Origin of the sequence: Bradyrhizobium sp. LTSP857, assembly GCF_000938285.1 — a bacterium.
In the GTDB taxonomy this organism is placed as follows: domain Bacteria; phylum Pseudomonadota; class Alphaproteobacteria; order Rhizobiales; family Xanthobacteraceae; genus Bradyrhizobium.
The window spans coordinates 104,658-116,982 of record NZ_JYMS01000032.1; the positions used below are offsets into that span (position 1 = coordinate 104,658).

10 protein-coding genes are annotated in these 12,325 nt (G+C 63.2%); 6 read left to right on the top strand and 4 right to left on the bottom strand.

Features of this window, described 5'->3' with window-relative positions:
• Nucleotides 1-30 precede the first annotated feature (30 nt).
• Nucleotides 31-834 carry an MBL fold metallo-hydrolase gene (locus UP06_RS21315; RefSeq protein ID WP_045005490.1) on the bottom strand — a complete coding sequence of 268 codons (804 nt, stop codon included), beginning with the start codon at nucleotides 832-834 and terminating at the stop codon, nucleotides 31-33.
• Between the two features lie 12 nt (nucleotides 835-846).
• Complete coding sequence (locus tag UP06_RS21320) at nucleotides 847-2,460, bottom strand: acyl-CoA synthetase (protein WP_045005492.1); 1,614 nt, start codon at nucleotides 2,458-2,460, stop codon at nucleotides 847-849.
• Nucleotides 2,461-2,756: 296 nt separating this feature from the next.
• On the opposite strand from UP06_RS21320, the gene UP06_RS21325 reads away from it, so the two are divergent.
• The 6 genes from UP06_RS21325 (at nucleotide 2,757) to UP06_RS21350 (ending at nucleotide 10,346) form a co-directional block, all read left to right on the top strand.
• Nucleotides 2,757-3,509, top strand: coding sequence for a TetR/AcrR family transcriptional regulator (locus UP06_RS21325; RefSeq protein ID WP_045005494.1), 753 nt, complete (start codon nucleotides 2,757-2,759; stop codon nucleotides 3,507-3,509).
• Between the two features lie 20 nt (nucleotides 3,510-3,529).
• The gene (locus tag UP06_RS21330; protein WP_045005496.1) at nucleotides 3,530-4,501 is read left to right on the top strand and encodes an ABC transporter permease; all 972 of its coding nucleotides are present in this window, start codon (nucleotides 3,530-3,532) and stop codon (nucleotides 4,499-4,501) included.
• A 40-nt stretch (nucleotides 4,502-4,541) separates the two neighbouring features.
• Nucleotides 4,542-5,558 (top strand): sugar ABC transporter substrate-binding protein, encoded by a 1,017-nt coding sequence (locus UP06_RS21335; RefSeq protein ID WP_045005499.1) that lies wholly within the window; start codon nucleotides 4,542-4,544, stop codon nucleotides 5,556-5,558.
• 77 nt (nucleotides 5,559-5,635) lie between these two features.
• Entirely contained in the window at nucleotides 5,636-7,759 is a 2,124-nt protein-coding gene (locus UP06_RS21340) for an ABC transporter permease (RefSeq protein ID WP_045005501.1), read from the top strand.
• A complete protein-coding gene (locus UP06_RS21345) occupies nucleotides 7,756-8,853 on the top strand; it encodes an SMP-30/gluconolactonase/LRE family protein (RefSeq protein ID WP_045005503.1) in 1,098 nt (365 codons plus the stop codon). The genes UP06_RS21340 and UP06_RS21345 overlap by 4 nt, the downstream gene beginning before the upstream one ends.
• The gene (locus UP06_RS21350) at nucleotides 8,850-10,346 is read left to right on the top strand and encodes a sugar ABC transporter ATP-binding protein (RefSeq protein ID WP_045005505.1); all 1,497 of its coding nucleotides are present in this window, start codon (nucleotides 8,850-8,852) and stop codon (nucleotides 10,344-10,346) included. Before UP06_RS21345 ends, UP06_RS21350 begins: the two co-directional genes overlap by 4 nt.
• A gap of 9 nt (nucleotides 10,347-10,355) precedes the next feature.
• Here UP06_RS21350 and UP06_RS21355 read toward each other — a convergent pair whose 3' ends face one another.
• Both UP06_RS21355 and UP06_RS21360 read right to left on the bottom strand, forming a co-directional pair.
• Entirely contained in the window at nucleotides 10,356-10,850 is a 495-nt protein-coding gene (locus tag UP06_RS21355; protein WP_045005507.1) for a DUF2059 domain-containing protein, read from the bottom strand.
• A 41-nt stretch (nucleotides 10,851-10,891) separates the two neighbouring features.
• On the bottom strand, nucleotides 10,892-12,112 hold the full coding sequence (locus tag UP06_RS21360) for an OpgC domain-containing protein (RefSeq protein WP_045005508.1): 1,221 nt from the start codon (nucleotides 12,110-12,112) through the stop codon (nucleotides 10,892-10,894).
• Nucleotides 12,113-12,325: the final 213 nt, after the last annotated feature.

The following is a 12,325-nucleotide window of genomic DNA, read 5'->3' on the forward strand; positions in this document are numbered from 1 at the left end:
TTTTTTGAGGGCAAGGACAATCGGCTCGGCTCAGGCAATCGCCGCGATATACCGCTCCACGGATGCCGCGAACGCCGCCTTGGCTCCGGCGGCGATGTTACGGCCCCACCAGGCGCCGTAGATCCGGTCGAAGGCGAGCGGCTCCATGGCAGCTGCGATCCTTCTCACCGCGGCTGCATTGAGCGGCATGTAGTTCGGATAGGAATACATGAAGCTGACGAAGCGGCGGTCCATCGTCACCTGCGCGATGTCGCCGGTGAGCAGCGCGCCCTTGCCGTCCGCTCCGTGCGCAGAGTGAAGCATGGTGGCACCGGCGAAATGACCGCCGGTGCGCAGCAGCAGCACATCATCGGAGAGGCGATGGCTATTTCCGGTCCAGTGCACGATCGAGGCGTGCGGACGCGTCACCCATTCACGGTCATCGGCGTGCAGATAGACGGGCACCCCGCCAAATGCCTCGCTCCAGTCGGCGAGCGCGCCATAATAGTGCGGATGCGAGATCGCGATCGCCTTCAATCCGCCGAGCGAGCGCACATGTGCGATCGCCTCCGGCGTTGCCAACGGAATGCAGTCCCACATCATCCAGCCATCGCCGAGCGGCACCAGCAACGCACGCTGGCCGATGGCAAAGCTCGGATCGAGGGCGATCCCGGTCAGGCCGAGATCATCACGCCAGGCCAGGCGATGGCTTTCCGCGAGCGCTTCGCGGGTCAGGAAGGTCTGTCCTTTCCAGTTCACGAACTGCCGCTCGTCCTCGCAGATCGAACACGACGCTGGCGGATGTCCGCTGTCCGGGAATTGCGCGCCGCAGGTTTCGCAGGTCCAGAAAGGCATGGTCGCGATCCCTCAGGTCGCAAAATTCTTCTGGATCGCCTTGTCCAGCGTCTCGCCGCCGACGAAACGCTGGCGCAGCTCGCGCTTGAGCAGCTTGCCGCTCGGGTTCTTCGGCAGGCTGTCGACGAAGATGACGCGCTTGGGCACCTTGAAATGCGCCATCTGGCCGGCGCAATGCCTGATGACGGACTCTTCGTCCAGCTTCTCGCCGGTCTTGACCACGACGATGGCGGTGACCGCCTCGATCCAGCGCGGATCGGGCAGGCCGACGACGGCAACCTCGGAGACCGCGGGGATGCGATAGACCATCTCCTCGACCTCACGGCTCGCGACATTCTCGCCGCCGGTCTTGATCATGTCCTTGACGCGGTCGACCACGGTGATGTGGCCCTCGGCATCGACGGTGGCGAGATCGCCGGAGTGAAACCAGCCGCCGGAAAACGCCGCCGCGGTCTTGACGGGATCGTTGTAATAGCCGGACAACAGATGCGGCGAGCGGTGCACGATCTCGCCGACTTCGCCGACCTTGACGTCCTCCATCGCGACATTGACCACACGCGTCTCGACGTTGAGCACGGGCTTGCCGGCCGAGCCGGCCTTGCGGAGCTGGTCCTCGGGCCGCAGCACGGTTGCGAGCGGCGCGATTTCGGTCTGGCCGTAGAAGTTCCAGAATTTGACATTGGGCAGGCGGCGCTGGAGCTCGAGCAGCACCTCCACTGGCATGATCGAGGCGCCGTAATAACCCTTCTGCAATGTCGACAAATCGGTCTTGTCAAAATTCGGCGAGCGCAAAATCGCGATCCAGATCGTCGGCGGCGCGAAGAACGAGGTGATCTTGTGCGACTGGATCAGCGCCAGGATGTTGTCGGCGGTCGGCTTGCCCGTGATCACCCCGGAGGCGCCGAGATAGATCTGCGGTCCCAGGAAGACGTCGAGCTGGGCGCAGTGATAGAGCGGCAGCGCGTGGAGGAATTTGTCGTCCACGCTCATGCCGCCATCGATGATGCAGCTGACATACTGCCACATTACCGCCTCATGCGTCAGCATCGCGCCCTTCGGCACGGATTCCGTGCCGCTGGTGTAGACGATCTGCGCGAGATCGCGGCTATCGACGGACGCCTTCAGAAATGAGCCGTCGGCATGGAGGAGATCGTCGAAGGTGGTGAGGCCAGTCGGCGCACTGGCGGGATCCTCGCCCGGCAGCCAGATCAGTTTTTCGACCGCACTATCCTTGGCGCTTGCCGCGCGCGCGGGCTCGACGAAATCAGGACCGGCCGCCAGCAGCTTCGCGCCGGAGCTCTTCAGGATGAAATTGATCTCGTCCGGATTGAGCATGAAGTTGATCGGCACCAGCACCGCGCCGATCCGTGCCACCGCAAAGCGCAGTGCGGCAAAGGCGTGCGAGTTGCGCGAGAGCACGGCGAGGCGATCGCCCTTCTTGACGCCGAGGCCGAGCAGGCCGCGGCCGAGCCGGTTACAGATCGCGTCCATCTCGGCAAAGCTCCAGCTCACGCTGCCGCAGCTCACCGCAAGCTTGTTCGGCTCGCGGCCGGCCGAACGGCGCAGCAGATCGCCGATGGAATGCTCGCGCGCTTTCGAGATGGTCGCTGCGACGTCGCTCGACATGTTCGTTCCCCCGGCAGTCCGTCATCCGTGTACGCCAGCCTTGATCGCCGTCAGGCTCTTGCGTTTACGCGCTTTTCGAGTTTGCAAGAAGGGTATTCGGGGCAACTGGCCGCGTCAAATCAGGCAAGGTGCATTGCATGGCGCGGAAAAAGCGAGCGAGCGCTCTCTCAGAAAATCTGCTCCAACCCCTTTCCTGACAGGCACGCTCTGCGCTAGGAATAACGGCAAGGGCGCAAAGCCCACGCCTGGATCAATAACAACGCCAAAAGGTCCAGGAGGAAATTTGGGGAGGCAGCGTGAATCTCGCGCGCCGACGACCTTGGACCAACGCGTTCTCGACAGAAGCGCTGTGCACGCGCATTCTGGAACGTCATCGCGCCTCCATCCGCGTCCAGAAGCCGCGGCTCGCGGTCGCAAATCTCGCACGCATCATCGGCGCTACCCTTACGCTCTCCAACAAGCAGGGCTTTCACGCCACCACGCTGCGCCAGCTCGCGGAGGCCTCGGGCCTCAGCATGGGCGGCCTTTATACGTATATCGACAGCAAGCCCAGGCTGCTGTCCATGATCCTCGGCGAGGTCGCGGCAACGGCGACCGAGGTGCTGACGGCGCCCCCTGACGACGTCAAGCATGATGCCCACAAGCACCTCGACTGGATCATCGCCACCCACATCCGCATGAGCGAGGCGATGCAGCCCTGGTTCGTCTTCGCCTTCATGGAGGCGAAGTCCTTTCCGCCGGCGGAACGCCAGCGCGCGATCGACATGGAAGCGACGACCGAGAAGATCATCGCCGACGTGCTCAAGCAGGGCGTCGCCAGCGGCGCCTTCACGATCGACCATGTCAGGCTCACGGCGTCACTCATCAAGCCCCTGCTCCAGGACTGGTACGTGAAGCGCGCCAAATATCGCAAACGCGGCACGTCGATCGACGGATACATCGACGGCGTCGGCAACTTCGTGGGCGCCGCATTGTCGAGCGGCAGCCGCATCAACGCGCGCACGGCCGTCAGGAGCCGCTCGAAGCCAAAGCAGATGGCGCACTCATAGAACGCAGGAAAGACCAGTCGATGAAACGATTCCGGTTCAATCAACAAGAGATCGTCTTCGCTGTTTTCGCGCTGCTGTTCCTCGTGTTTTCGATCTTTCTGCGCGGCTTTCTGACGGCGGACAATATGCTGACGCTGCTCCAGAACGTGGCGGTGCTCGGCATCCTCGGCCTTGCCATGGCGATCGTCGTGATCGGCCGCGGCATCGACATCTCCTTGATCGCGGCGCTCGCAGTGCCTCCCGGGCTCGTGCTGCAAATGGTGCAGAACGGTCACTCGCTGCCGGCTTCGCTTCTGACCGCCATGCTGCTCACGATCGCCTTCGGCCTCGTCAATGGCTGGCTGATCGCCTATGCCGAGGTCCCCTCGCTGTTTGCGACGCTCGCAACCGGCCTGCTGCTGGCCGGACTTGGGCAAGCCGCCCTGTTCCAGCTCGACGTGGTGCAGTGGAGCCCGGGCATGAACGGCTTCGAGCGGCTCGGACAGGGCACTATTCTCGGCATTCCGACGCCGATCGTGATGTTCGCGATCGCCTGCGTGGTGGTCGCCGTCCTGCTGCGCCAGACGCGCTGGGGCGCCTATATCTACGCCATCGGCGACAACCCTTACGCCGCGCGTGTCACCGGCATCCCTTCGCGCCCGATCATCGTCCTGCAATATGTCGTCGCCGCCCTAATCGGCTGCTTCGCCGGCCTCGTGATGGCCGCATCCGTCAATTCGATGCCGACCCGCGTCTTCAACTCGACGCTGATCTACGACGTGATTCTCGTGGTCGTGTTGGGCGGCATCGGCCTGTCCGGCGGGCGCGGCGGCGTCCTAAATGTCGTCATCGGCACGCTTCTGATCGGCACCATGCTCAACGGCATGACCATCATGGACATCTCCTACGCCGGGCAAAATCTCATCAAGGGCGTGGTGCTGCTGCTCGCCGTCATCACGGACTCATTCCTGAATCCGCGCAACGAAGAAACGGCACAGCAGGGCGACATCTGAACCACCGACAAGAACGACAACCACAACCAAGGAGGAAGCAATGAAGACTTTTGGCAGCCCGACAAAGGCGACCCTGGCCGCACTGGCTCTCGCGGCGATGACCGCACCGGCTCTCGCCCAGCAGGGCCTCGACGAACCGTTCCAGAAGCCGTTCAAGGACGCGCTGGCCGGCAAGACCGTGGCCTATGTTCCGGTCGCGATGAATTTCGACCTCACCGAGGGCTGGTATGCCGGACTGAAGAAGGAGCTTGAGCCGTTTGGCGTCAAGTTCGTGATCCGCGATGCCAACTGGAACACCAACGCCGGCGCGCAGGCCGTCACCTCGCTGATCTCAGAGAAACCGGCGGTGATAGTGGTTCATAATCCAGACGTGCAGACCTACGCCAAGCTGCTCCAGCGCGCCGAGAACGAAGGCATCTACGTCATCCAGATCAACATGGGCTCTGCCTATCGAAGCTCCGCCTTCGTCGGCGCCAACTGGGTCGAGATTGGCGAACGCCAGACCGAAGCCGTGGTCAAGGCCTGCGAGGGCAAGTCGAACAAGATCGCGATCATCCAGGGTGCGCTATCGGCGGCGGCAAGCGCTTATACGCTCAAAGGCGTCGAAAACGTTCTCGCCAAGCATCCCGAGATCAAGGTGGTGTCGAGCCAGGCCGCCGATTGGGACGCTGCCAAGGCCAAGGCGATCACGCAGACGGTGCTGAAGCAAAATCCCGATCTCTGCGGCATCGTCGGCTTCTGGGACGGCATGGATATCGGCACCGCTGCCGCGGTCAAGGAAGCTGGTCTCACCGGCAAGGTGTTCCTCACCACCTCCGGCGGCGGCGAACGCAAGGGCGCCTGCGAGCTGGTGAAGTCCGGCGCGTTCGATCTCAACATGAGCTACGACGTGCCGACCCAGGCGGCGCAGATGGCGGGCACGATCAAATTTCTGCTGTCCTCGGGCGCCAAGCCCGGCTCGATCAAGGGCTCGGAATACACCACGCTGATTCCGATCACCAAAGAGAACGCCGACAGCCAGACGGCCTGCTGGAATCTCAGCGACCTGAAGAAATAGGTCTTCCAACGCACGACCCAAACGTCCCGGGCAGCTTCATGTCCGGGACGTTGTCCCGAACTTTGCAAGGTCCTGGAATGCCGATGCGCGACACCCTGACAAGCCTGCGTTACCGCTACTGGCCCGATCATCTGCTCGGCGAGATCCTGTCCAAGCGATGGACCGAGACGGCCATTCCAGTGATACTTCTCCTGATCATTGGCCTCGCGCTCAGCCGATCCATCGATAACTTCCTGTCGCCGGCGAGCCTCGCCGACACCGCGCGCCAAGCCGGAGAGATCGGCTTCATCGCGCTCGGGCTGGCGCTGGTGGTCATCGTCGGCGGCATCGATCTGTCCGTCGGTTCGATCTTCGCACTGACCGATTTCTGCGCGCTTTATCTTCTCGACGTGTTGGGCTGGCCGGTCCCGGCGGTGGTCGTCGCCACGCTGCTCTGCGGCGCATTGCTCGGCGCCGTCAACGGCATCCTGGTCGGTTATCTGCGACTACGTGCCTTCATCACAACGCTGATTACCCTGATCGTCTATCGCTCGGCCTACGATCTCCTGATCCAGCGCTACTCCAACGCGATCGCGTCGGCCTTCCCCGACATCCCGTCCTGGGATTTCATCGGCGGCGGCAGCGTCTTCGGCATTCCGACCGTGGCACTGGTCTATGTCGTCATCGCCATCTTCGGTCATATCTTCCTGACCCGGTTACGGCCAGGCTGGCACATCACCGCGATCGGCGGCTCGCGCCGTTCGGCGTACAATTCAGGCATTCCCGTCCGTCGTACGATTGCGCTCTGCTATGTCGCGAGCGGCGTGCTCACCAGCATCGGCGCGCTGTTCTTCGCATCGCGGCTGGGAACCGTCGGCGGCGACATCGGCGTTGGCCTCGAGGTCATCGTGCTGACCGCGACCGTGCTCGGCGGCATCACGCTTGGCGGCGGCAAGGGCTCGGTCGCGAAATCGGCGGTCGGGGTATTGATCGTGCTCCTGATCACCAATGGTCTCACGACCATGAACGCGCGCGGCGGCGTCAACCGGATGGCGCTGGCCGGCATCCTGCTGGTCGCCGCGATGGTCGACATCCGCTGGCAGAAGAACCGCACCCGCATCATCAGCAAGGTCTATGTCGCGCCGACCTATCACGCCTTGCCGCCTCCACCGCCCACCGAGATCGGGCAAGGCGGCCCGTTCGAGCAGAACGACAAGCTGCGTAACGTCGAATCGATCGGCCTCGGCCGGATCGAGGCGCCCGAAGACGTCATCCTCGACCGCCATGACAATCTCTATGCCGGCTCCCGCCATGGCGACATCATGCGCTTTCTCGCGCCCGACTATCAGACGATGGAGGTGTTCGCCCATATCGGCGGCCAGCCGCTCGGCATGGCCTTCGACCGGCAGGACAATCTCTACGTCTGCATCGGCGGTATGGGGCTCTATCGCATCAAGCCTGATGGCACGGTGGAAAAGGCAACGGACGAGACCAACCGCAGCATGCGCTCGGTCAACGACGACAGCCGCCTGAGGCTCGCCGACGATCTCGACATCACCGATGACGGCCTCATCTTCTTCTCCGAAGCGACCGTGCGCTACGAGATGGACGAATGGCCGATCGACGGCCTCGAGGCGCGTGGCAACGGCCGCATCATCTCCTACGACACCAAGACCGGCGCGACCCGTACCGAGTTGCGCGGCCTCAAATTCCCCAACGGCATCTGCGTGGCCAGTGACGGCCAGTCGATCCTGTTCGCCGAGACCTTCGGCTGCTCGATCAAGCGCTATTGGTTCGCGGGACCGAAGAAAGGTGCGGTCGAAGTGGTGATGGATAATCTGCCGGGCTACCCTGACAACATCAACCTCGCCTCCGACGGCAATTACTGGCTGGCGCTGGTCGGCATGCGCAGCCCCTCGCTCGACCTCGCCTGGAAGATGCCCGGCTTCCGCCGCCGCATGGCCAAGCGCGTGCCGGTTGACGAATGGCTATTCCCGAACATCAACACGGGCTGCGTGGTCAAGTTCAACGAGCAGGGCAAGATCGTCGAATCGTTCTGGGATCTGCACGGTGAAAACCATCCGATGATCACCTCGATGCGCGAGCATCGCGGCTATCTCTATCTCGGCGGCATCCTCAACAACCGGATCGGCCGCTACAAGCTCGACAACGCCGATCCGAACTTCGTCCAATACGACAAGAGATGGGGAAAGCTATCGTGATCGCTGCCGTCAGAGAGTTCGCCAACCGCTTTCTCGGGCGCGGCGACGCCACCATCACCGTGCCGTCCTTTGACGGCGCACTGAAGCCCAACCAGAAGCTGGAATCGGCCGAGACCTTGCTGACATGCGAGTCGCCCGAGGACCTCGCCACCGATGGAAGCAACCTCTTCATCGCGGATGGCCCGCGGCTGATGTCCCTGAGTGGCGGCACGGCAACACAGGTGCGCAGCTTCGAACGACCGATATCGGCGCTTTGCGCCCTTCCCGACGGCAGCCTCGCCGTCGCGCTCGGGGGACGCGAGGTGCGTCTCTACGCAAGCCCCTCGACCGAACAGCCGAGTGTGACGTTCGTCGATCTGGCCTTTAACGCCATCAACGCGCTCGCACTGGCGGACGACAGCACGCTTATTGCAACGGACGGTTCGGCGACCTGCGGCGTCGATGACTGGGCGCACGATCTGCTGGAGCTCAACCGGAGCGGTCGCGTGTATCGGCTCGATCCCGCCAACAAGACCGTCGCACGATTGACCCAGGGGCTAGGCTACGCCTTCGGCGCCTGCGCCCATGGCAACGCCATGCTGGTCAGCGAGAGCTGGCGCCACCGCCTCGTTCTCGTGACGCCCGGCGCATCGCCCCGGGTCGTGCTTGCCCACCTTCCCGTCTATCCGTCGCGACTGACAAAAGCCTCGGGCGGCGGATACTGGCTCACCGCTTTCACCGCACGAACTCAGCTCGTCGAGTTCGTGTTGCGTGAGCCTGGCTACCGGCGCCGCATGATGGCCGAGATCGAACCGGCCTACTGGGTCGCGCCTCGCCTACGCTCGGGCATGTCGTTCAAGGAGCCGATGCAGGGCGCGCACATCAAGACCATGGGCGTCATCAAGCCATGGGCGCCGCCGCGCTCCTACGGCCTCGTCATCCGCCTCGATGCGGACGGCCAGCCGCTCTATTCGCTGCACAGCCGGGTCGACGGCGTCAATCACGGCATCGTTGCGGCCATCGAGATGGGCGACGACCTCGTCCTGATCGCCAAGGGACCGGGCCGCGTCCTGCGATTACCGCTTGCCGGCCTTGCCGAGGAGTTTCGCCCATGAGCGACGTCATGCTCTCCCTGCGTAAGGCCACAAAACTCTACGCCGGCGTGCCCGCCATCGACGGGGTCGACTTCGAGCTCCGTCGCGGCGAGATTCACGCGCTGGTCGGCGAGAACGGCGCGGGCAAGTCGACCCTGACCAAGGTGATGGCCGGCGTGGTGACGCTGACCTCGGGCGCCATGACGGTCGACGGTGCGGACGTCGCACCGAAGACGCCGCTGGAGGCGCGCCATCTCGGCATCGCCATGGTGTTCCAGGAGAACAGCCTGGTGCCGACCATGACCGTGGCGCAGAATCTGTTTCTCGGACAGGAGAAGTTCTACAATCGCCTGCGCGGCATCTACATCGCCGCGCAGCAATTTTTGCAGTCGCTGAATTTCGACGTCACGCCGACCGCGACTGTGGGCGGCCTTGGTGCCGCAAAGAAGCAGATGGTAGAGATCGCGCGTGCGGTCCTGCACCGCGCCAAGGTCATCATCTTCGACGAACCGACGGCATCGCTCACACCAGAGGAGAAGAAATACTTCTTCGACCTCGTCCGCGATCTCAAGAAGCGTGGCGTCTCGATCGTCTTCATCTCGCATGCCCTGGAAGAGGCCTTGCTGCTCGCCGACCGCATCACGGTGCTACGCGACGGCAAACATGTCGTGACCGATAACGCCGTCAAATTCGACCGCGCCGCGATCATCCAGGCGATGGTCGGACGCGACCTCTCCAACACCCTCTACGGTTCGAGGAAGAGCAGCGTGCGACCGGCCGGCGCGCGCGTGCTGACGGTACAGAACCTGAAGATGGCACCGATGGTGAAGAACAATTCGCTGTCGGTGTTCGCAGGACAGATCACCGGCGTATTTGGTCTCGTCGGTGCCGGCCGCACCGAAACCTTCAAGATCGTCGCCGGCGTCCTGAAGCGCGACTTCTTCCACGGCGGTGAGATCCTGCTGCACGACAAGCCGGTGCGTTACCGGGTGCCGGCGCCGGCGGTCAAGGCCGGCATCGCCTATGTCACCGAGGACCGCAAGGTCGAGGGCTTCTTCGAGACCTCCTCGATCGCGCGCAACATCTATCTCGGCCTGCTGTCGAAGTTTCCCAAGGGCCGTATGATGCTGTCGCGGCGGGAAAACGATGCGGTCGGCAAGACCTGGATCGAGCGGCTCAAGGTTCGCACCATTGGCGAGAACGGCAAGGTGGTCGAGCTCTCCGGCGGCAATCAGCAGAAGGTCGTGATCGCCAAATCGCTGGTGCAGGAGCCGGACCTGATCATCTTCGACGAGCCGACCCGCGGCGTCGACGTCGGCGCCATCGTCGAGATCCACGAGCTGATCAACCGGCTCGCCGACGAGGGCAAGGCAGTCGTGGTCATTTCGTCCTACCTGCCCGAGATCATGGCGCTGTCCGACCGCATCCTGGTCTCGCGGCAGGGCAAGGTCGTGGAGGAGTTCTCCGCGCTGGAGGCGACGGAGGAGCGGATCATGTACGCGGCCATTCATTAAAGGAGGCGCCTACGGCCTTTGCCCCTTCTGGCGCAGCGCCTCGATCAGGCGCAGCTTCAGCTCGTCGGCGGCTTTCTGGCTGACGTCCTGGCCAATCTGCGCGCTCGCTTGCGCCAGCGCATCTGATTTCTCCAGATACTTCTTTCCGGCGGGTCCGCTGTAGAACGCCTCGATCTGGCGGAGCTCGTCGACGGTGAAACTCGCGGCGTAGAGCGCAGCGATCTGATCGGTCATCGACGCGAAGAACGGGGCGTAGATCTCGGCGCCCGGCGCCGTCATCGCATCATAATCGTGCTCGATCTCCGGCCTGTCCTGCGCGACCACGGGCCTGAGCTTGAGCATGAGCTGCGGGAGAGACGCGCGATACTGATCCGCAATCTTCAGCGTGGTGACGAGTTTTCGCGCAGCATCCATCGCCTCGGGCGACGGCGCCTGCGCCTGCGCCTGCGCGTTGCAGAGGAGAAGCAGAAGGGCGCCGGCAATCGTCAACAAGAGTCTCGACATGGATCTCTCCCGAAAAATCGTCCGCGCGGCGCGATGGGCCCTCAGCGGCCAGACGGAGTTGCGGCGATGACCTTGACCGGTGCGCCTTCGGCGGCGGGCTCTGACTCGTCGTCGACGTCGGTCACCTTGACGAAGAGGCTGGGCACTCGCTCGGCGCGGTCGAGCAGCCACGCCGCCCCGATCATGATGACGAAGCCGGCGAAGGAGACGGCGAGCTGCTCCCAGACGCCCCTGGTGTATTGCATCAGGATCCAATGCGCCGAGAAAGACAGGAACACGCTGAGGCAAAAAATCGGCAGCGAGTGCTGGCCGCACAGGATGACCGGGTGCAACCATTTCGAATGCAGCGCCTTCCAATGGCGCGGGACGAAATAGACCACCCAGATTCCCAGCGCCAGAAAGTGCGTGAAGCGCAGCATGTCGAGGTCGGTCTTATCGATCGGGTAGATTGCCTTGATCATCCATTTCGGGATCAGCGCCTCGAGCGCGTGAACGTGCCATGTCATCACGATCAGGAGGGCGAACGCAATCCATGCCGCCGCCAGGCCCATCACCGGCTTCGACCAGACCCATTTGGCGATCTTCTCGATCTGGCCGACGCCACACCAGGCGGCGAATACGAACATCAGCTGCCAGCAGAACGGGTTGAAGTACCAGGTCGTGCCGGGCGGATAGGACGCGATATTCCAGTCGAACCAGCGCGACAGGACATAGAGCACCACGGAGGACAGCAACGTCAGGTTCGGCCGGCGCACCAGACACCACACGATGAAGGGTGCTGCGAGCACCAGCGTGATGTAGAGCGGCAGCACGTCGAGATTGACCGGCTTGTAGCGCAGCGAGAGCGCCTGCCCGATCAGAATGTCCGGATGGTCGAGAAAACTGTGAACGTTGAACTCGTCCGCATACAACGGGTTGTCGAATCTCCTGATCGTGCGCGCGATTTGCGCCGTGAACAGCAGGAACAGCATGATGTGGGCGACGTACATCTCGGCCGCGCGGCGCCACAGCCGCTTGAGCGCAGCGAGGAACCAGCCGCCCGCGACGATCGGCCCGTAGATCCAGCCGACCAGATAGCCGGAGATGAAGACGAAGAACTCGGCGGCGTCGCTGAAGCCGTAATTGCGCAGCGTCAGCCAGGCCACGACGTCGTGCGGGATGTGATCGAGAAAGATCATCCACAGGCCGATGCCGCGGAACAGATCGAGCCGCAAATCGCGCTCGACCGGCGCCAGGAGAGCTTGCTGGTCCCGTGTAGTCATGGCCCCCGCCTCTTCCGGCAGGCGTCGCGCCGTCGCGGCGCCGGCAAAATCGGATGCTAAAAAATGTGAATCAAAAGGTCACCTAACCCCGCGGCTAGCCTGCCAACGGTAGCCGACCGTGGCCCCCGCGCAAGGGGCTTTGTCATCGCAATGGCAGGCAGGGACCACCGCGGGAGCTCTTTTCTTCAAAAAATGTCGAAAACAACCCCATGC